The organism is Nostoc sp., from assembly GCF_036919595.1.
GTDB lineage: Bacteria > Cyanobacteriota > Cyanobacteriia > Cyanobacteriales > Nostocaceae > Nostoc.
Genome location: NZ_JBALCO010000186.1, coordinates 34,741 through 56,172, shown reverse-complemented (window position 1 = coordinate 56,172; position 21,432 = coordinate 34,741). Strand labels below are relative to the sequence as shown.

The following is a 21,432-nucleotide window of genomic DNA, read 5'->3' as shown; positions in this document are numbered from 1 at the left end:
GACTGAGGAGAATAATCTACAATGCCTAATGACAAATGACTAATGACTAAAAACAGAATTTTAATTTGCACTTTTTTGGCGCTGTCATCAGGTTTTTTTGGTGCTTACATCAGTGGCCAAATCACCATCATGCTGCATAGCCAAAAGTGCCAAAACCAACCTTGGGGTTTAAAGGAGATGTGCAACGCTTGGATGACACCTGGAGCAATATGGCAAGGTAGCACAACAGGACTATGGACAGGCACAGTCTTAGGGGCATTTGTTGGAGGTTTGGTGACGCGACAAGCTCGTGATCAGTCTGTTGACTAAGCTGAAAAACATCTAATTTGCATAACCGAATTAAACATAACTCTTGTGGGGTGGGCCGAAAAGCCCGCCCTAGTTATGCAATTTTAATGTGGAACAGCTTAGTAAACTGTGTTGGTAATTTGCTTACCTTTAACAAGGGGCTTAAACCCCAAGTCTTGTTAATTGAGATGGTAGCTGGATTTACCCCCTGCTGTACTAGCTGATCAAAATAAATTTCTTACGCAAAGACGCAAACAATTGCAATTAATCCTGGGCAATAAAAAAGCCAGTAGGCAGCTTTGGTGTCAGCAAGGCTGGTAAAATCTACCCATAGCGAAGAAGAACAAATCACCATGCCTACCGAAACTAACCCAGAAAATAAAACTACCACAGGTGCTGATGCTATTGATGAAGCGATCGCACAGGGAATTGATTTTGATGGTTCTCTGATTCCGCCTGCCAAGCTAGAACTTTATGGTAAAGTCATGGCGCTAGAAGGCAATAGACAGCGCAGTGGCGTATCTAATACTATGCGATCGCGCATTGTGCGAATTGGTGCAAAACACATTCCCCAAGCAGAACTCGACCAATTACTCGTAGATGCTAGTTTCGCACCCCTAAAAGAGAAAGAAATTGCCTTTTTCTATAGTGGTAAATAAAGTTAGAAGTTAGGAGTTAGGAGTTCGTTGAGATAAGATACTCTAGCGATGTCTGGCGACAAACTCTGACACTCCTTCGCACAGCGTAATGCTGCTAATTCCCTACCGCCACACGTCTGGGCTTAACACATCAATTCAACTTTCTACCTCACACATCCCAAATTGCCATCTGTATTTTGGCTTCTTGAGTTTTTTCCCATCGCGTCGAAAAGTGTATCTTCAGCAAGATATTGTCAACTTTGCCTTGTGTTTGAATTGGCAGGTGGCTATATGTACTTAATTAATAGCTGAAAGACTTGGAGAATACATGTCAGAAACTACGTCAAATTCAGAAATGCTATACCGAGTTCTCGGCAGTACAGGAGAGAAAGTTTCTGCGATTGGACTAGGTGGTTGGCACATTGGCTTGAAATACGTTGATGAGCAACTGGCTATCCGAATTGTTAGAACAGCCATTGATCGCGGCATCACCTTTATGGATAACAGTTGGGATTACAACGATGGAGTCAGCGAGATTCGCATGGGAAAAGCATTGCGCGATCGCTATCGAGATAAAGTATTCTTGATGACGAAAATCGATGGCCGCTCTAAGAAAGAAGCAGCAAGACAACTAGACGAATCACTTCAACGCCTACAAGTTGATTACATCGATCTTGTGCAGCACCATGAAATCATTCGGTACGAAGACCCACATCGAGTTTTCGACAAAGAAGGGGCGAATGCTGCCTTGATTGAGGCGCAAGAAGCCGGCAAACTCCGATACATTGGCTTCACTGGGCACAAAGACCCGTATATTCATTTGCACATGCTGGAAGTTGCAGCCACTTATGGGTTTAAATTTGATACGGCTCAGATGCCGCTCAATGTGATGGATGCCCACTACCGAAGCTTTGCAAAGTTGGTTGTGCCAGAACTGGTTAAACAAAACATCGGCGTTCTGGGGATGAAAAGCTTGGCAAACGGTATTCTTTTACGGTCAAATACTGTAACGCCAATTGAGTGTTTACAATATTCTTTGAATCTGCCCACATCGGTTGTGATTACCGGAATTGATAGCATGGAGATTTTAGAGCAAGCGTTTGAAGCAGTGCGGACGTTCCAGCCAATGAACGATCAGCAGGTGCAATCGCTCTTAGCAAAAACGGCAGAAGCAGCATCACACGGCGAGTTTGAGCCTTTCAAAACCTCATCAATTTTCGATGGCACTGCCCAAAATCCCGATTGGCTGGGAGAGGAGCCACAGCGCCTCCAGGAATTCATGCCAGCGTAGCAGAGTAGATTGCATTAGTTGACACAACTGGTTTAAAACTGGGGAATTTGTTGCTTTTTCAATTGCTTTGTAATAAACCAGTGCTAGAGTCTCAACCATGATCACGGAAGTTGTCCAAATCTCCATCGTTGGAATTGCATAGCGTATTTTCCGAAACAGTGTGTCGCCCCAGTTACGCTGTAAACAAGGTACTTAGGAAGGTTAAGAAACCTTCCTAAATACAGCATTTCATTCATTCGTAGCGAATTAAATTTGGCAATACCTTGCAATGTTAATGCGTCCCTCTGCAATATTAATGCGTCGGCTGCAATGTCAATGCGTCCCTCTGCAATGTTAATGCGTCCCTCTACAATGTTAATGCGTCGGCTGCAATGTTAATGCGTCCCTCTGCAATGCCAATGTGTCCCTCTGCAATGCCAATGTGTCCCTCTGCAATGCCAATGTGTCCCTCTGCAATGTTAATGTCTCCCCCTGCAATGCCAATGCATCGAGATGCATTAAAAACGCTACGCTTTTACGTAAAACTGTACTAAGTCGCCTCCATGACGTTGTTGTTCTTTGATGAATAGTTAAATCACATCAACATATTTGGGATCTTTGATGTGCATAGTTTTTAGCAGCAGCCAGCAAGGGCAAAAACTGACTGTAAACCTTTTAGACTGTAGTTGCGATCGCAGCCCCACACTTTGGGCATTTGGAAAGTAGCCGCAAAAGGAAGCTTAAACTAACTGCGTCCACAAGCTATAAAGTATGTGTAGATCAAACAGCGAGTATGTTGAGAAAAAAATCTGTATGACAAGCCATCAAGAAACCCTAACTAGTAACGAATCCGTCAATGAGCTAATCGCCGAGACGACAAGTATTAACCATCTGGAGGTAATTGAAAATGTCATCGACTCTTTGGAACAAGATGACAGTGCAATGGTTAACCACACTCCAGAGGGTGGTTATCTCTGGAAGTTTAAATATGGAAGTGTGGAAGTATTTGTCCAACTCAACGGCACAAGCGATGAAGACACTATAACGGTTTGGTCTGCGGTGCTAAATTTACCTGCTAAAGATGAACCTAAGTTGATGCGGTATCTGCTGGAGTTGAATTGCTCTAGTACTTTTGAAGCGCGTTTTGGTATTATTGAAAACCGAGTGGTTGTGATTTCAACACGCACCTTAGCAGAGTTATCTCCTGGCGAAGTGTCTCGGCTAATTACCATTGTGGCAACCATCGCTGATAATAATGATGAAACTTTACAATCTGAATTTGGTGCGACTTAAGGAATTTTGGATTTTGGATTTTGGATTTTGGATTTTGGATTTTAGATTGCGCTTTTGCTGCATCGGATGCATAGCAATCAAGTGTGGCGACTAATTCCTTTGCTAGAGGCGGGTGGCAATGTACAAATGGCAATTGACTGCTGGTTATTAGAACAGCACCAGTTTGGAAAGCATCCGCCAACCCTGCGCTTTTATACTTGGTCGCCACCTGCCATTTCTCTCGGCTATCATCAACGCCAATACCCTGAATATTGGCAACATTTAACTTGGCAAGGGCAAAAACTGGATTTAGTACGGCGTCCTAGCGGTGGACGGGCAGTGCTACACCAAGGTGATTTAACTTACGCTGTAGTCACATCTGGACTCATGGGTAATCGCCTCCAGGTATACGAAAAAATTTGTGAGTTTTTGATTCAAGGCTGGCGATCGCTTGGCGTAGAATTACGTTACGGTACGGCTGGACGAGGTTACATCCACAACCCTAACTGTTTTGGCACTGCTACCAATGCAGATTTAGTTTTGCCAGATGGTGGCAAACTCATTGGTAGCGCTCAACTGCGACGTAATGGGGCAATTTTGCAACATGGTTCAATCCGTTTACAACCGGATGCTGAACTGTTCGATCAAGTATTTGGTGCAGAATCTTTTACAACTGTACAACTGCTTCAAAGTCTGAGTGTGGAAAAGATTATTGCAGCTTTAATTGCCGCAGCTAGTAATTGTTTTGATATGCAGATAGAGGTGAAACCCCTCTCGTCATCTGAGTGGGAAGCAATTTTGGCGAAACCGATTTCGGAGGCTGGTTCTCAGATAATTAGATAGGATAGAAATAGAACAGAATTTAAAAATGAGCACAAATTCACGGCCAAAGTTCCGGCGCACCCGTTTCTACTGATGCTAATCGTTTCATCACTTGATCGCGCTTAATGCCATGAATACGCCAAGTCCCACCCTGATGCTGATTATGCAGCAAGGGTTGTATATGGTCTAGGGGTCTAGGGCTGCGGCAAATTTGGCAGTGGGTGTTTCCCCTGTTTCAAATTCATCCCAAAGTAAACGCAACTCGCTACCTTGATCTGCTGGTAAAAGTCCAAATAAGCGCAACGCTGCTTGTGCTTCTCTTGCTGCCTTGCTTTCATTACCCTGCACATCGTAACAAAAGGTGTCACCTGCATCAATTTCTACCAAATCGTGAATTAGCAGCATTTTGATCGCATGAAATATATCAACACCCTCTGGGGCATATTCTGCTAATACAATTGCCATCACTGCTAAATGCCAAGAGTGTTCCGCACTATTTTCCCAGCGTGATCCATCAATAAGCAGAGTTTGTCAGATCACCTGTTTCAGTCGATCAATCTCAATGATGAACTGAATTTGTTGAGTCAGTCGATTGATTTGCACCTGAATTTCTAGTTTTGTAGCTGATTATCTCAAAAACTTTAGCGCATGTGCAAGAAATTTTTTCTGCATACCAAGTAAAAAATGCCTGGGAGTGTTGCCGTGTTTCCACCCCAGGCATCTTTTATTCTTAACTTGCTCCTCACACAAATATAAAATATCACTACTTCTATTAAAGGGCAAGTATATTGAGTGACACTTTCTGAACTGCACCATTAATCCAATTTCTAAATACCAATTAAAAAATGCCTGGGAGTGTTGCCGTGTTTCCACCCCAGGCATCTTTTATTCTTAACTTGCTCCTCACACACAAATATAAGATATCACTACATCTATCAAAAGGTAAGTATATTGAGTGACACTTTCTAAACTGTACCACTAATCCAATTTCTAAATGCCAATTAAAAAGCGCTTGGGAGTGTTGCCGTGTTTCCACCCCAGGCGCTCTTTATTTATAACTTACTCCTCACACACGATTAGACTATATCACTAATGAAATGAAAAAGCAAGGATATTATGTGACACTTTCTAAACTGCACACCTGATGGGCAAGAATTAGTGTAAAAAGTGACGTACACCCGTGAATACCATCACCAAACCCAGTTCGTTAGCAGCTTTGATTGAATCTTGATCGCGCAAACTTCCCCCTGGTTGGACGATGGCTGTAATTCCTGCTGCTGCGGCTGTTCTGACTGAATCATCAAAGGGGAAGAATCCATCGCTGGCGAGAATTGCATCTTTGGCTTTTTCTCCAGCTTGTTCTAGGGCAATTTTAACTGAGCCGACGCGGTTCATTTGACCAGCACCTACTCCTAGTGTAGTGCGATCGCCACTGACAACAATGGCATTAGATTTAACGTGTTTGCAAACTTTCCATGCAAAAAGCAATTCGGCTAATTCGCTAGCGGTGGGTTGACGTTCAGTGACAATTTGCCATTGATTGGTGTCAGCAATCACATCATCGCTAGATTGGACAAGGAAACCACCTGCGATCGCTTTCACTGTATCCTTAGGGCCACTGCTCAAATCAGGTAGAGTTAAAACCCGCACGTTAGATTTTTTGCCAAGGATTTCTTGAGCTTTTGGATCACAACTTGGTGCTACTACACATTCTAAAAATGTTTTAGTTAACTCGCTAGCTGTTGCCGCATCAATTGGACGGTTGAGCGCGACAATCCCACCAAAAGCAGAAGTAGAATCAGCATTGAAAGCTTTTTGGTAAGCTTCAGAAATACTGCTTCCCAGTGCTGTACCACAAGGATTTGTATGTTTGATAATTGTTGCTGCTGGGGTATAGGTGAATTCAGCAATAATTCGGCGTGCAGCTTCTAAATCAACTAAGTTATTGTAACTAAGTTCTTTGCCTTGCAGTTTTGTAGCGGCTGTCCATCCCGTTGGGGTAGTACCAGTTTGATACCAGGCGGCGGGTTGATGGGGGTTCTCGCCGTAACGCAGAGATTGCAATTGTGTGCCGCTAAGGGTATGCTGCTGTGTTCCTGCAAGATAAGATGCGATCGCTTGGTCGTAACTAGCAGTATGCAAAAATCCTTTTAAAGCAGATTTTTGGCGAAATTCTAAGGAGGCTTCGCCGTTATTTTGCCGCAATTCCTGCAAATACTCGTCATATTGTGCTGGATCGCATAATACAGCGAGATGGGCAAAGTTTTTCGATGATGCCCGTAGCATAGCAGGGCCACCGATATCAATTTGCTCAACAGCTTGGGATAATGTCACCCCTGGTTTAGCAATAGTTTCCTCGAAAGGATATAAATTCACCACCACTAAATCAATCGGGCGAATTTGGTTATTTTCTAAATCTGTAATATCTTGGGGAACATCTCGCCGGGCCAAAATCCCGCCATGAATCCGGGGATGCAGCGTTTTGACTCGGCCACCTAAAATTTCTGGAGAACCTGTGTAATCTGCAACTTTGGTAACTGGGAGTCCTGCATCTTTGAGGGCTTGCGCTGTTCCTCCACTGCTGATTAAATCAAAGTCAAATTCTTCAACCAAGTTACGGGCTAGGTCAATTAAACCAGTTTTGTTAGATACACTCAGCAGGGCTAGACGCGCCATTGATAAATTCCTTAAAAGTAGGCTAGAAGCAAAGGATCTCAAGTTTTGCATAAGCCTTGGTTAACTTCAAGACCAAAACCTTGGAAGCCATATTAGCTGAAAATATCCCCATCCGAATGCAGCAAGTCTACACGGTTATTTATACCCTCTTTGAAAAGTGCAATCAATCGCTCTTGACATAACTGAGAGTACTCAAATTCAGTCTGCTTTTCAAGAGATTAGTAACTCTTTTGGTAAACTGGATATCTTGATTAATAATGCAGGTGTGTTTCTAAATGGCGACTGGTTAATCAGTAATGCCACTTCTGTTTCAATAAACATTATTCGACAGACATTCAACACCAACTTTTTTGGCTTGGTAGAACTGACTCAAGTACTGCTACCGTTAATTTTAAAGAGTCCTAGTGGTCGAATTGTCAATATGTTTAGTATTGAAGGCTCATTTACACAATGATGGATATCACAAAAGGGGCGAAAACGGGCGTTGAGTTAGCGATGCTTCCTGACGATGGGCCGAATAGTGGCTTTTTTCATCTTGATGAACCAGAACCTTGGTAAAAAGTTTAGCCAATAAGGTGGGTGTCTCTGTCAAAGTGGCATCCGCTTCCTAATACTAAGTCTACTTCAAGGGATAGGATCTACTAAAAGAGTAGGATTTTAGGAGTAGACCTCTGTCTTTACAATTTATTAACGTTTCTACAGCAAGTTCTCAACCCCCCGCAGGCTTAATTGTCACTTTGCATGGTTGGGGAGCTAATGCTAAGGATGTAGCATCTTTGTTACCTTTGATCAACTTACCTGATTACCAGTTTGTATTACCTGATGCACCTTTTCCTTATCCCTATTCCCCTGTAGGGAGAGCATGGTATGACCTACGGGTGGAGAATATGTATCAAGGGTTAGCAGAAAGTCGGCAACTGCTAACTGATTTCTTGCAATCTTTAGAAAGCAGCACTGGTGTACCTTTGTCACGCACCATTTTAAGTGGATTTTCTCAAGGCGGAGCAATGACTTTAGATGTCGGCTCAAAATTACCCCTAGCAGGTTTAGTTGTCATGAGCGGGTATTTACATCCTGATGCACTAACAGCAGCTAAAAGTGGGATTCCGCCGACTTTAATTACTCATGGTAGATATGATGAAGTTGTACCACTGCAAGCAGCTTTGAAGGCACGAGAAACTTTAAAGTCTCTAGGAGTGGCAGTAGAATACCACGAATTTGACATGGGGCATGAGATAGATCCACAAACGTTAAAGGTACTACGGAATTTTATTGTGAATACAATTAGCTAGTCAGAATTACGAATTTTTTATAAATTATGGTATAAATGCTGAAAATTTTCATGAAATCAATGACCTCTAATGAGTAAGATATATAGGGTGGCTGCGAAAGAGCGCAACTTAACCCATGCTGAAGGCGAGTGCTGCATAAGGGAGGGGCGAGGCATTATGACAACTCTAAGCATTTCCAAGAAAGAAATTGCTGCCATGACTGCGGCAGAAGTAGAAGAACTGGCTACACGTCTGGAGCTAGACAATTATAGTAATGCTTTTGAGGGTTTGAATGATTGGCATTTATTGCGAGCGATCGCATTTCAGCGTCCAGAGTTAGTTGAACCCTATATCTACCTCTTAGACTTGGAACCCTACGATGAAGCGTAGTTGAGAGTTAGGAGTTAGGAGTAAAGATCCGATTAATCGCGTCTGTACAGGAGTTATGACTTGGAAATTAATATTCGTAACTACTTGCTCCTAAGTTACTACTTACTCCTAACTTTTTACCATGACTAATCCAAAATTGAACAGGGTTCTAATTGGAGTATGCGGCGGTATCGCCGCATACAAAATTTGTGAGCTAGTTTCGACGCTGTTTAAAACTGGGGTGGAAATCCGAGTCATCCTTACCCGTTCGGCGCAAGAATTTATCACCCCTCTGACAATAGCCACCCTATCTCGTCATGCAGCCTACACAGATGATGATTTCTGGCAACCAACTCACTCTCGTCCGTTGCATATTGAGTTGGGTGAATGGGCAGATGTCATGGTAATTGCCCCCTTGGCAGCTAATACATTAGCAAAGTTAGCCTACGGTATCGCTGATAATTTACTCACAAATACCGTGCTGGCTTCTACTTGTCCTGTGCTGTTAGCACCTGCAATGAATACAGATATGTGGGAACAGCTATCAGTCCAGCGGAATTGGCAACAGCTATTGATAGATAGCCGATATCATGGAATGAGTACAGCATCGGGTTTATTAGCGTGCGATCGCATCGGTGCTGGTAGATTAGCAGAACCTCCAGAAATTTTGGCTCATATCCAATCGTTGTTACACACTCAAGGCAAACGAGATTTAGTCGGTAAACGAGTGTTAATTAGTGCTGGGGGAACGCGAGAGTATCTTGACCCAGTGAGGTTTATTGGTAATCCTTCAACAGGTAAAATGGGATTAGCTTTAGCGCAAGCCGCACTTCACCGAGGTGCAAATGTAACTCTGGTGCATGGGCCAGCTAATTGGGATGTACCATTGGGAGTGCAAGCAATTCCCGTCACTAGTGCCGAGCAAATGCAGTACGTCATGGTGGAATGTTTACCCAATGCTGATGTAATTGTGATGTCAGCAGCCGTGGCAGATGTGAAGCCACGAGATTATAGTACAGAGAAATTACCCAAGCGATCGCTCCCCAAAGCCTTACCCTTGGAACCTGTACCGGATATAATCGCCCAATTAGCAAAACTTAAACAGCCGCATCAGATATTAATAGGTTTTGCCGCACAAACTGGAGATATTGTCAACCCTGCATTAGAAAAGTTAGAGAGTAAAAAATTAGATGCTATTGTGGCCAATCCGATTGATCAACCTGATAGTGGTTTTAGTAGCGATAGCAATCAAGCGGTATTTTTAGATAGCAAAGGAAATCAGCTAGTGATCGCATCTTGTTCTAAATTGGAAATGGCGCATCATTTATTTTATTTTATCATCTCCGAATTTTAGATTTTCAATTTTGGATAATGGAATTGAATGATTGAAAATCTAAAATTTAAAAGGTCTGTTCGCGTAGCATCTAGAAGAGTTTTCCCCGAATTTTAATGCAAGAACAAATCTAAAATCCTGTTGGGTAAAATTCTTTACTCAGTCATGACTTATGCAAGGATTATGAAAAAACGGCGTTGCATAAATGCGGGATGAATCAGCGGTTGAAACCATTGAAAATTCGTTCCAAATTGGGCGAAATCATCCCATGATTCAGCAACGCCGAAAAAACGAACCACAGAGACACAGAGTACACGGAGGAATGAGAGTTTGAGAGGTTTTTTGCGTAAGTCCTATCAGTTTTTTATGCATCCCCATGCATTGGCATTGTAAAAGGAGGCATTAACATTGTATCGGAATGCATTGGCATTGTCAGGGGACACATTAACATTGTATCGGAATGCATTGGCATTGTTAGGGGACACATTAACGTTGTATCGGAATGCATTGGCATTGTCAGGGGACGCATTGGCATTGCAAGGTATTACTGAATTTAATTTGCTACGAATTAATGAAGTGCTGTACTCAACAAGCCAAAGTTAGGACTCCAACCTAAAACTTGAGTTTATTGAGCTTGGTGAAACCCCAGAACAAACCCAAAAGCTGGTAGAAATAGTGTGACTGACACCAAAGATATCAAGCAGTAATTGGGACAGGATACTACTACTTTAAATTGGGTATAACCCGTATGGTCTATAGCTTTAAGGTTACTTCTCTAGATTTTACAATATAAGTAAGAATTAAAAATCACGCTTCAATTATATGAAAATCCTCTCATCAGAGCTAGTACATTTAGGATTTGGCAAATATGTGCGTTCTGACCAAGTAACAGCAGTTATACCAATAGAAGAGGAGCGTGGGCCAGGGCGACGAACTTTTGTTCACATTCAAGGGCAAGGTGATCCAATTATTGCCTCTCGCGCTGAAGATACTATCGTGCGTGATTTAGTACAGGAGCCACGCGAGGTTACCCAAGCCCGTCAGCAGCAGGAAATTCTTCAAGATTTATTGGTAAATTTAGGTAATGTTAATTCGACCGTGCGACGAATTAACCGTGATGAAGGCAGTTTGGATCTTGATTTGTTAGAGCGCCGAATTAAGCAAGTCCTTGAAAATTAATTGCACAAATCAGCAAACTAAATAACGGAGAAGGATATTGCTGAATACAATTACAGACCAAGTTTCAGTATCAAATACACAAACAAAATCACCACGGTTGTGGATACCTGAACGGGTACTGTTTACACCTGCTGCCCTAGATGAGGTTTGGGGGCAGCAGATTCTTGCACGTGTGCAGTCACTCAACTTACCGATAGAAAAATTATCACAAAACCGCCTGAAGGGACTGCGCGGTGAGTCTGAGCGGGATACTTACAACATCGCCAAGCGTACCTTAGCGGTGGTTACTGCACCACCCAGTTCTTTTAAACTGAGTCCCATCCCACCTTCTGCGGATTGGCAGTTTCACCTTGCTGAGGGTTGTCCGGCTCATTGTCAATACTGCTACCTAGCTGGTAGCTTGTCGGGGCCACCTGTCATCCGCGTTTTTGCCAACTTACCGCAGATATTAGAGAATTTAGCTAATTACGAGCAAGATGGAGAAACTACGAGTTTTGAAGTTAGCTGTTACACAGACCCATTGGGTATTGAGCATTTAACTGGAAGTCTGGCTGAATGTATCCGTTACTTTGGCACTCGTACCAATGCACATCTACGTTGGGTATCGAAATTTGATGCTGTGGATGGATTACTCGACTTACCACACAATGGGCATACTCGCTGTCGGATGAGTGTTAATGCAGCACCGATTTCTGGTAAGTTTGAAGGTGGCACAGCCTCCGTAGCATCTAGACTTAATGCATTGCGACGGTTGGCGCTACCATTAGAGCGTGGCGGTGGCGGTTATCCAGTCGGCTTGGTGATTGCGCCAATTATGCCGATAGACGATTGGCAGATGCACTATAGTTCTTTGTTTGATCAGATAAACGAGGCACTGGATTTTGACTGTGACCTTACTTTTGAATTAATCTCCCATCGGTTCACACCTGGGTCAAAAGAAGTGTTACAAACTTGGTATCCGCAATCAAAATTAGAGATGGATGAGGCAAAACGCAGTGTCAAGCGTAATAAGTTTGGTGGGACGAAGTACGTTTACGATCGCGACACAATGAAAACGTTGCGTTGCTTTTTTGAGAGTGAGATTGCTAGACGCTTTACAAATGCTGAAATTCTTTATTGGACTTAGTACAGTATTTCATTAATTCGTAGCGAATTAAATTTGGCAATATTCTGCAATGCCAATGCATCGACTTACTTTGTTAATGCATCGGCTTGCTTTGTGAATGTGTCGGCTTACAATGCCAATGCGTCGGCTTGCAATGCCAATGCATCGGCTTGCAATGCCAATGCATCGGCTTACATTGTGAATGCGTCGGCTTGCAATGCCAATGCATCGGCTTACATTGTGAATGCGTTCTCCGGCATTAAAAACGCTACGTTTTTATGCAAAACCGTACTTAGAAGACGACTTCGCTCAAATACAGTTTGAGCAAATTACAGCTATTTTTAGCTAAATAGACCACGCAGTAGGGGCGCAAGGCCTTGCGCCCCTACAACAGATGTAGTTTAAAAAAATGAAACAGGCTGTAATTATTGGACAAGAGAGCGATCGCATAATATATCAATGATTTTTAAGCGCTTGCGGTAGTCTTAAGGTTTCTCTAATCCTGGCTGACTCCACCTACAGCGTAAAGCTACCATCTCAATTAACTAGACAGGCAATAGCCCCTTTTTAAAGATAAGCAAACTGACGCCACAGTGTACTAAGCTGTTACGCTTTGAGTCTGCACACCATTAGCAGCCAGAAAACTTACTGTAATTCTGTTTTTGAATTTTGAATGAGTGAATTTTGAATGAGTGAATTTTGAATCGCTTAGTTGATGCCTGGGTTGGGCTATTCGGCATCGCAAAGCGGGATAATTTGGGCAGATTACAGACGGCGTTATACATTAATAAGTGTATCTGCAATACCGGACTTGTTCTGGCTTAGTCTCAATAGCAAAGGTTTGGAGATGTTTACTTTATCAGAAACTTCTATCCTGGCGGCAATCCTACTGGTAGCTTTAGGCATTTTGGGCTGGGGCTTTTATCGCGCCAGACCTTTTGGCAAGCTGGGAATCTTAGCCTGGTTACAGTCGGTGGTGTTGATGACTCCCTGGCTCCTGTTTTTTGGATTGTTTGCCGCAGGGATTTATATCAACATAGCGGGTATATTGTTCTTAGTGGTGACTTCCGCCGGATTGTACATCTTCCTGGGCAGACAGTTACGTACAGCTGGACAAGATGCCATCCTTAAGCAACGCGCAACAGAAAGACTCGCTGCTAATTCCTCAGTTGAAGCAAATTCCCCACAATTAGCAGTCGCAGAACTGAAACCGGAGATTCCGCCAATACCGGAAGATGACTTAAATGCAATTAAAGGTATCTTTGGTATCGATACGTTTTTCGCCACAGAAACGATCGCCTACCAAGATGGAGCCATTTTCAAAGGCAATTTGCGGGGAGAACCAGAAGAGGTTCACAACCGTCTAACAGCAAGTTTACAGAAACGTCTTGGTGAGCAATATCGTCTGTTTTTAGTCGAAAATACAGAGGGCAGACCAGTAGTAATTGTCCTGCCGAGCCGCAATGATCCCCGGCCGATGTTGTTATCGCAAAAAGCTTTTGCAGGTATTCTGTTGATAGCGACTATTGCTACAAATTTAGAAGCTGCGGGCTTATTGCTGAATTTTGATTTTTTTGGCAATCCAGGGCGATTTAAAGAAGCTTTGCCCATAGGGGCTGGGATATTTACGGTTTTAGTAGTTCACGAAATCGGTCATTGGTTACTTGCTCGGCGTCACCAAATTCGCCTTAGCTGGCCCTTCTTTCTACCCGCAGTGCAAATTGGTTCTTTTGGTGGAATTACCCGCTTTGAATCTCTGTTACCCAACCGCAAGGTGTTATTTGATATCGCCTTGGCAGGGCCAGCCGCAGGTGGTATTGTCTCTTTATTAATGCTGATCACTGGCTTGCTGCTTTCCCACCCAGGTAGTTTATTTCAATTGCCAAATCAGTTTTTCCAAGGGTCGATTTTGGTGGGAAGTTTGGCGCGAGTTGTCCTTGGTTCGGCGTTGCAATCATCTCTGGTAAGTGTTCATCCCCTAGTGGTGATTGGTTGGTTGGGTTTAGTTATCACAGCTTTAAACTTAATGCCCGCAGGACAACTAGATGGTGGGCGCATTGTCCAGGCGATTTATGGACGCAAAACCGCAGGACGCGCAACGATCGCAACTTTAATTTTACTGGCGTTAGTGTCTCTGGGTAATACTCTTGCCATGTACTGGGCGATCGTGATTTTCTTTTTGCAACGGGATCAAGAACGCCCCAGCTTAAATGAAATTACTGAACCTGATGATGCTAGAGCCGCTTTGGGGCTTTTGGCTCTATTCTTGATGATTACCACGCTTTTACCCCTAACTCCTGGCTTGGCTGGGCGTTTGGGAATAGGATAGTGCTGAGTTAGGAGTACAGACGCGATTAATCGCGTCCGTACAGGAGTATGGTAGACATAGCCGAGACGTTGATTTTTCTAAGATATTTTTAGTCTCGATGTTTTTTTGTGACTTTTTTACCGATTCTCAATCAATCTTAGCGATCGCCTCGCGCCATCGCAATACCTGCTCAGTTTCTTATACTTCATATCTAGCAAGCTTTTTGGCTTTTTAAAACCGTCAAACTCACGTTAAAAAAGCTTAGTACCTTTTAAGACAAATTCTTAAGTTATTGTCAGTGAACCTTCACTGTAATTAAGTGATGTGTTCACTGACAGCTTGTTAGGAAAATTAACTGGACGGTTTCCAACCTGCTAGCAAATTCGGGTAAGTTACGGGTGTAGGGAAAAGTTTCTGTAAACCAATCTGGCGTTCTTGCGGCTTTTCTTTGCTGATGTTCCAAAGGGTTTCATAGAAGAAGAAAGAGACTCCAGCAAAATTGCGATCGCGTACTTTTTGCACTTGTGTTTGAATCTGTTGCATCGGTACAGATTTGTTTTTAAACCCAGCCATAATGCCCACACTCACTGGAATATGGCTCTTTGCCGCTTTCACTTCTGGATACTCTAATTCTTTAATAAAAACATTCAAGTCATCCCGATATACCTGCAAAACTAAGTCTTCAATGATTCCCAGCCGTTCCCACTTCTGCCAGTCTGCTAAAAAGAAGTCATAAGAGAAACGCTGGGGATTAGGAGCAACAGAAACCAGGCAATCTTTTTTAGTAGCTTTGATGGTTTTGAATACCCGTTTCATAAACTCGGTAATTTTGTTAGCTCTCCAACGCACCCATTCTGGATCTTTAAAGTTTTTGGAGGGAGCTTGACCACGGTGTTCTTTTTTGTAAAGTGCCACTGTATAGGCATCGTACCCTAATTCTGATGGTAAGCCAAAATGGTCATCAAATTGAATACCATCAATATTGTAATTTCTAACAATTTCAACGATTAAATCTTGAATAAATTGTTGTACTTCTGGGCGAAAGGGATTTAGCCAAACGCGATTATGTGGGCCTTCTTTGACAATCCGAGTCCCGTTGCTGCGACTGGTGAGCCATTGGGGACGATTTTTGGCTAATAGAGAATCCGCTGGTGCCATGAAGCCAAATTCAAACCAGGGAATCACTGTTAACCCTTTTTGATGTCCCACATCAACAATTTCTTTGAGGATATCTCGCCCTTGGAGTCCGGGTGTGGGATCGAGCGATCGCCCGATAACTTTGGCTGCAACTTTGCTAGGATACAATGTATATCCCCAATTCCAAACCGCCGGATATATGGTGTTAAAATTGAGTTCGTCAAGGCGTTGCAAAGATCCCTTGAGGTGATCGCGCTCGAATAACACATCACTATCAATATTTGTTAACCACACTCCCCTTAACTCAGATACGGGCGTTCGGGGCAGATTAGTTTGAGCGTTCAATGGGAACGATAGCATCACCGTAGCTACCACACTCAAGGTAACAATGACGGCAAATAACCCTAGCTTTTTGCTTTGGCGAATATTCCACCAAAAATGAAACTTAACACACCACTTTACAAACCTTTTCATCATTTGCTACAGACATGATCAAATTATCAACAATCAGCATGAATAGCGATCGTTTCGATTGTAAGCGCTAAAACAATCGCTATTTAATCTGATCACTGAGGTTTACTATTTGGCGCTGCCTACAAGTTTATTCCAAGCTTCGACTACTGTCTGTAAATTCTTTGGCAGGTTATTTAGAGAAATATCGTTGTACTCAACCGTACCCTCTTGGCTGGTAAGAGTGTAGCCGAAATAATCAGCAGCACCGCTGGGGGCTGGGTAACTCAGATTTTTGAATTTACTAAATTTAGAACGTTCTAGCGTTCGCACAAATTGTTGCACCTGTTGCAGAGAAACGCGGCGAACACTACGCTCAGAATCATTGGCATTACCAATTCGCATCCGAATCAATTGCCCATCTTTGAGTAAAACAGTCTCGTAAGTTATACCAGTAAAACCACCACCGGAAATTTCCCGAAATACTACATATCGAGCTAATGGTGGTGGTAACTCGCTGACTGGAATTTGCACAGGGGCCAGTGTATTTGAGCTAGCCTTTTGATTCAGCCTGATTGCAGAACCTGTTTGATTGGTATGATAAACCAAGGTTTGTTCACCTCCATTAACAACCACCCGCCAACCTGATACCAAAGCTTGAGTACAGAATTCATCAGCATTAGGTAATTCTAAACAGCCATCTCTCCAAGTTTGCTGTTGAGCCTGAATGATGGTTAGCTGAGAAATTGGCTGTTGCAAACGTTCGGAGGCGGCTTGCAAAACAGCATTTTTTATAGATGCAGGTAATTTATCTGAAGAAGTGTTTGTCGAAGCTAAACGTAGCGATCGCCCGTTACTATTGGTATGATAAATCCAGTTTTGTTCGTCATTGGACACCACAAGCCGCCAACCAGGAACTAACCCTTGGGTACAGAGTTCATCAGGTTGAGGCAGTTCCAAGCAACCATTACGCCAAGTCTGTTGATTATAATCAATAATTTGCACTTGTCTGGTTGAAATTCCCTGTCTGCGACCTAAATCTTGCAGTACCGCGTTAGCTACTGGACGTGGCAAGAGGTTTGGTTTAGTATTGTCCTTGAGAACTTCATTGCTTGTTTCTAACGAAAACTTTGCAGTAGCGCCCGTAGCATCTTTGATAAGTGTTAAACTACTAGCAACAGACAAAATTCCAGTCAAAATCAAAGCAGTGAAAATTCGCATTTTATTGGGGTTAAAGTAGTCTTTCAGCATGAATTTCATAGTAATATAGGGATGTTAGTCAAGAGTTATAGAACTCATAAATAGTATCCAAGCAAAAATATACTCTATAGTATATAATTTCTATAACTTCACCAATTGAAATTAATTTAGTATCTTTTTTCTGAAACAGTTATAAAGACAGACGCCGCTGTAGTGATTGTTTCTTCCTTATACAAATTACAGATAAAAATGCACTTAATTAAAACGCCCTATAGTCCAACGGCAATCAAGTAAGAACTTAGAAGTTCAGGTTTCATAAGATTATAAGTTCGTTGGAGAAGACAATCCACAACGCTGGCTTGGAAAATAACTTGCGAGGAAAGCTTGCAACGTTTTTCACTTCACCTTCACAAGCGAGGGTTCAATAAAAGTAATTTTAGAAAAGAATGCGACAGAACCATAGCTTAGGTTTTGCTCGTTTCAAGCTAGCGTATGTAAGATTTTGAAGGCAATCTCAGGCAATATTAGGCCCTGATGGCTTGTTGTTCAGATTCAACTAACTGATTGTGAGGTATATCAAATCTAATAGTACTGGCTGCCCAGTCTTTTAAATCTGGTGCTAGCCACACTAACTTGCAGAGAATTTCCTCATTGACCCACAATACCAACGGGAACCGAAACTGTTTCCGAAACTCATCTCGCATAATGTTGGTACTGATGATTAGTTGGTTAATTTCCACTACAGACTCTAAACCCCGTACCATCAAAGCTTCGGGTTGAGTAGCATCAATTGTAGTTGTAATAGCTGCAAACAATGTGTCAGCCGCAGGTGAGAGCAGGATTTCCTGGATGTCTGCTGATGAAAATTCTATTAACACATTCAGCACTTGCTGTTGCCTTTCGACACTGTTACAACAAGCTAATATCAGTGAGAATTCTCCACCAGAAACCATGATCGCCCTTGCCAGCCTATTAGTGGCTGCTGTGCAGCTAACTGTGCTGTTTTCCGAATTACTTAAGCTGATCATTAAAAAATCCTGCTTTTAATTTTAAAAATATCTGAGCTATATTCAGTTATTCTACCCTATTAATTTCTACTCAAAAGTGCTAAGTCCGTAATTTGGATGAGGTTTTTGTTTAATACCAAGCATAAGACTACGCATTGTATCACGAAGGAGTATAACATGTATTATCCCACACCTACAACTAAGGGCTAATGTAAAGGTTGTATCAAAATTATATTAAGTAAAAGATAATGCAAGCAAAAGGAAGGAAATGGAGAATTAGCAATTTAATTATCATTGTATTTTCATCGATTTTGGCATCTACCATTTGTTAAGTATTTTTTAATTTTTAGTAAAAAAAGATACTCAATATAGCTTTAATAACAAACATTGCGAAGTGGGAGACAACTTAACTGGCTACTGGTTTACTGTAGTCTACGGTAAGCCGCTTACAAATAATTTTTCCTTACCAAACCATTTCAGGGCGGGTTTAGAGTAGAAAGTAAGTAGGTGGGAGTTAAAAAATATAACTAAATTAAGAAATGTAAATTGCTCAAAAGCTTATACTCAATGCTTTTCTGATGCTTTACATAAATTTACGTGATTTAGTTTAATTGTGCCTACCTACTTAGGTGTACGAAATTGTTTGTGTCTCGACACCCAGGCTTTTCTACAGCGTTGGTCTTTGGTACGAAAACTTTCCCCAAATTACAACAACTGCCACATCGCAAATAAATCCATTCATCCCTGCATTCAGCAACGCCAGAATTTTTTCACCTTGGAACTGGTACTTGATTAATTACCGACGCAATTACCGCATCCATTTGTAAACCATCCAGCATCGCTTCTGCTTTCAAAATGAGGCGATGACGTAGCAGGGGTGATGCAACTGCTTTGACATCATCTGGCGTTACAAAATCCCTTCCAGCTAACCACGCTAGGGCTTGAGATGTCTGCAACCAAGCACCAGCGGCGCGAGGCGATGCGCCCAAAGTTAAATCGGGATATTGACGCGATGTTCTGACTAACGCCAACAAATAATCAACGATCGCTTCTGATACTTTAACTTCTTTGACTGCAAGTCGTGCTTGCAAAATCTCGGCTACTGTTGCTATTGGTTTTAAACGGTTAATATCCAAACGCCGTGCTGCAAAACCCGCCTGACGATTGAGTAACATTTGCTTTTCGGCAGCTTGATCGGGGTAATCTACCACCAGCTTAAATAAAAATCTGTCCAACTGCGCCTCTGGTAAGGGATAAGTCCCCTCAAATTCCAGGGGATTTTGAGTTGCAATCACCCAAAATAAATCCGGTAAGGGCAAACTTTCACCATCCAGCGTTACCTGCATCTCTTCCATCGCTTCCAGTAGCGCCGCTTGTGTCTTGGGAGGAGTACGGTTGATTTCGTCTGCTAGCAGCACTTCAGTAAATATTGGCCCTTTTTTCAAAGTGAAATTGCGGCTATTCAAGTCAAAAATATTTGTACCAGTAATATCTGAAGGTAAAACATCTGGTGTTAGTTGAATGCGGCGAAACTCTCCTTGGATTAACTGCGCCAACACTTTTACTAGGAGGGTTTTACCAGTTCCCGGTACTCCTTCCAAAATTACGTGTCCACCCGCTAACAATGCTACTAAAAGTTGTTGTATTAGGCTAGATTGTCCGACAATTACTTGATTAAGACCTTGACCAAGGCGAATTAAGATAGGATGAGTTTCGCTCATATTTTTTATTGATAAATAACCAATGCAGAATTATTATGCATAATTCCAAAAAATTAATTATAAATTACGTTAGAATCCGCGTCCCTTGCGCGTCTCGTAGAGAGCGTCATTACGAATTATGAATTCCTCGCAGGCTTCGCCATTTCCCCAACCAGCTTAACAGTTCTCGTTCAGTGATGGGTTGTTTGCGAGATTGTAGCTTTAAAACTGCATCTAGTTCTGCTGCACTTGCGCCTGTTTTTTCTATCCAGAAATTGATCAAGGCTTGACGTTCTAAAAGTACTTGTCCTAATCCCAAGGCTTTTTGGAGTTGTAATTGTTCTTGTTTACCCACCGTCTCTACAACAAAGTCGGTGGTATCAGCTTTCTGCAAGACTCCGGCTAAAGCTTGGATGTATGCCTCGCTGTTATCTACAACTGGTGTATCTAAAGCTACTGGCTTGCCAAAGCGGCGATTATGTGCCCAAATTAGCACTAATAGCAGGATACCTACTTGCACCAATATTGGAAATAAAGGAGTTTTAGCAAAAAAGCTAGATAAATCTCCTTCGCTTTCTTTCTTCTTGACATCGGCATCTTTATAGCCGTGGATATATTCATCGACAAATATTGTGTTACCTTTTTCAGTAACCAAACTGGCTAGATACTTAAAATTACTTAAATAATCTTGGTAGGCGTTGGCGGCTAAATAAGGAGTGGTAGAAAAAATCACCTTTCCCTTTTTGTAATTGTCTTCCCAGACAACAGCACCAAAGCGATCGCCTAAATCAACTTGCTTGGAATTAGCTTTCTGATATCGTCTACGCGTATCTATTTTGATATCACCTTGGGGAGATTTTTGCATAGTGCTAAACTCCGCTTCTGTAACCCGCGCCCCCGCACCCAAAATTACCAAAGTATTTCCTTTTTCTACCCATTCCCGCTTTTGACTATCCAGTATTGTCTCTCTTGGATAGCCGCCTACCTGTAGAACAGTAACTGGGCTGTTCTCTGGCTGAATGTCACTAAAAGGCTTTTGCCAGCGCTTGATAGAAATTCCCTGCTGTTGCATAAAAGCATACCAAGCACCATAGCCATTAGAGGCACGGTTATAGGTAGAGCCAGTGTTAAGTTCAGTATTATTGGGAGCCGCAATCAGACTAAGTAAAACGATCGCAGCTACTGCGATCGCTCCTATCCAAGCAAGGCGATTTGAACGTTTCATTTTTGATCACTATAATCACTTCGTTTTAGTATCATTAGTGTTAATACTTAGGAGAAAAGTCTGATATTTTATTTGGTTGAGTTACTTATCAACTCTTATTTGGAAGTTCTAAAAAACCCCACCCCTTAAATGGGGTGGGGTTAGTACAGTTACTAAGGCTATTTAACCGTAGATAATATAAT

At 42.3% G+C, this 21,432-nt stretch carries 20 protein-coding genes; 13 read left to right on the top strand and 7 right to left on the bottom strand.

All coding sequences use genetic code 11. The features are described from left to right. The first annotated feature begins 42 nt into the window (after positions 1–42). From V7K21_RS29030 to V7K21_RS29010, 5 genes are all read left to right on the top strand, one after another. On the top strand, positions 43–309 hold the full coding sequence (locus V7K21_RS29030; RefSeq protein WP_335179336.1) for a hypothetical protein: 267 nt from the start codon (positions 43–45) through the stop codon (positions 307–309). A 332-nt stretch (positions 310–641) separates the two neighbouring features. Then, positions 642–947 (top strand): small RNA NsiR4-regulated ssr1528 family protein, encoded by a 306-nt coding sequence (locus tag V7K21_RS29025; RefSeq protein WP_335179359.1) that lies wholly within the window; start codon positions 642–644, stop codon positions 945–947. 307 nt (positions 948–1,254) lie between these two features. Next, positions 1,255–2,217, top strand: a complete 963-nt coding sequence (locus V7K21_RS29020; protein WP_335179333.1) for an aldo/keto reductase — start codon at positions 1,255–1,257, stop codon at positions 2,215–2,217. A gap of 792 nt (positions 2,218–3,009) precedes the next feature. Then, positions 3,010–3,489, top strand: coding sequence for a YbjN domain-containing protein (locus tag V7K21_RS29015; protein ID WP_334793147.1), 480 nt, complete (start codon positions 3,010–3,012; stop codon positions 3,487–3,489). Between the two features lie 66 nt (positions 3,490–3,555). Further along, positions 3,556–4,311 (top strand): lipoate--protein ligase family protein, encoded by a 756-nt coding sequence (locus tag V7K21_RS29010; protein WP_335179331.1) that lies wholly within the window; start codon positions 3,556–3,558, stop codon positions 4,309–4,311. Positions 4,312–4,476: 165 nt separating this feature from the next. Here the strand turns inward: V7K21_RS29010 and V7K21_RS29005 are convergent, their stop codons facing one another. Then, positions 4,477–4,758 carry an HD domain-containing protein gene (locus tag V7K21_RS29005; protein ID WP_335179329.1) on the bottom strand — a complete coding sequence of 94 codons (282 nt, stop codon included), beginning with the start codon at positions 4,756–4,758 and terminating at the stop codon, positions 4,477–4,479. 687 nt (positions 4,759–5,445) lie between these two features. Continuing rightward, on the bottom strand, positions 5,446–6,966 hold the full coding sequence (gene purH / locus V7K21_RS29000) for a bifunctional phosphoribosylaminoimidazolecarboxamide formyltransferase/IMP cyclohydrolase (RefSeq protein WP_335179327.1): 1,521 nt from the start codon (positions 6,964–6,966) through the stop codon (positions 5,446–5,448). Positions 6,967–7,123: 157 nt separating this feature from the next. Here purH and V7K21_RS28995 point away from each other — a divergent pair, with 157 nt between their 5' ends. From V7K21_RS28995 to V7K21_RS28960, 8 genes are all read left to right on the top strand, one after another. Then, positions 7,124–7,420, top strand: a complete 297-nt coding sequence (locus V7K21_RS28995) for an SDR family NAD(P)-dependent oxidoreductase (protein ID WP_335179325.1) — start codon at positions 7,124–7,126, stop codon at positions 7,418–7,420. A gap of 217 nt (positions 7,421–7,637) precedes the next feature. Beyond that, entirely contained in the window at positions 7,638–8,258 is a 621-nt protein-coding gene (locus V7K21_RS28990; RefSeq protein WP_335179357.1) for an alpha/beta hydrolase, read from the top strand. A 156-nt stretch (positions 8,259–8,414) separates the two neighbouring features. Then, positions 8,415–8,627, top strand: coding sequence for a protein IsiD (isiD, locus tag V7K21_RS28985; RefSeq protein WP_190877921.1), 213 nt, complete (start codon positions 8,415–8,417; stop codon positions 8,625–8,627). 121 nt (positions 8,628–8,748) lie between these two features. Continuing rightward, positions 8,749–9,960, top strand: a complete 1,212-nt coding sequence (coaBC, locus tag V7K21_RS28980) for a bifunctional phosphopantothenoylcysteine decarboxylase/phosphopantothenate--cysteine ligase CoaBC (RefSeq protein WP_335179323.1) — start codon at positions 8,749–8,751, stop codon at positions 9,958–9,960. 387 nt (positions 9,961–10,347) lie between these two features. Further along, the gene (locus V7K21_RS28975; protein ID WP_335179321.1) at positions 10,348–10,542 is read left to right on the top strand and encodes a hypothetical protein; all 195 of its coding nucleotides are present in this window, start codon (positions 10,348–10,350) and stop codon (positions 10,540–10,542) included. Positions 10,543–10,761: 219 nt separating this feature from the next. Further along, entirely contained in the window at positions 10,762–11,118 is a 357-nt protein-coding gene (locus tag V7K21_RS28970) for a hypothetical protein (protein ID WP_335179319.1), read from the top strand. A gap of 103 nt (positions 11,119–11,221) precedes the next feature. After that, positions 11,222–12,244, top strand: coding sequence for a spore photoproduct lyase family protein (locus V7K21_RS28965; RefSeq protein ID WP_335179355.1), 1,023 nt, complete (start codon positions 11,222–11,224; stop codon positions 12,242–12,244). Positions 12,245–13,070: 826 nt separating this feature from the next. After that, on the top strand, positions 13,071–14,552 hold the full coding sequence (locus V7K21_RS28960) for a site-2 protease family protein (protein ID WP_335179317.1): 1,482 nt from the start codon (positions 13,071–13,073) through the stop codon (positions 14,550–14,552). Positions 14,553–14,882: 330 nt separating this feature from the next. On the opposite strand, the gene V7K21_RS28955 is transcribed toward V7K21_RS28960, so the two are convergent. The 5 genes from V7K21_RS28955 to V7K21_RS28935 form a co-directional block, all read right to left on the bottom strand. Continuing rightward, on the bottom strand, positions 14,883–16,142 hold the full coding sequence (locus V7K21_RS28955) for a glycoside hydrolase family 10 protein (RefSeq protein WP_335179353.1): 1,260 nt from the start codon (positions 16,140–16,142) through the stop codon (positions 14,883–14,885). Between the two features lie 105 nt (positions 16,143–16,247). Further along, positions 16,248–17,378 (bottom strand): hypothetical protein, encoded by a 1,131-nt coding sequence (locus V7K21_RS28950; RefSeq protein ID WP_335179315.1) that lies wholly within the window; start codon positions 17,376–17,378, stop codon positions 16,248–16,250. Between the two features lie 464 nt (positions 17,379–17,842). Further along, positions 17,843–18,346: a hypothetical protein gene (locus tag V7K21_RS28945; protein ID WP_335179313.1), complete on the bottom strand. Its 504-nt coding sequence runs from the start codon at positions 18,344–18,346 to the stop codon at positions 17,843–17,845. A gap of 749 nt (positions 18,347–19,095) precedes the next feature. Further along, positions 19,096–20,046, bottom strand: a complete 951-nt coding sequence (locus tag V7K21_RS28940) for an AAA family ATPase (RefSeq protein WP_335179310.1) — start codon at positions 20,044–20,046, stop codon at positions 19,096–19,098. Between the two features lie 109 nt (positions 20,047–20,155). Next, positions 20,156–21,250 carry a DUF4350 domain-containing protein gene (locus V7K21_RS28935; protein ID WP_335179308.1) on the bottom strand — a complete coding sequence of 365 codons (1,095 nt, stop codon included), beginning with the start codon at positions 21,248–21,250 and terminating at the stop codon, positions 20,156–20,158. Positions 21,251–21,432: the final 182 nt, after the last annotated feature.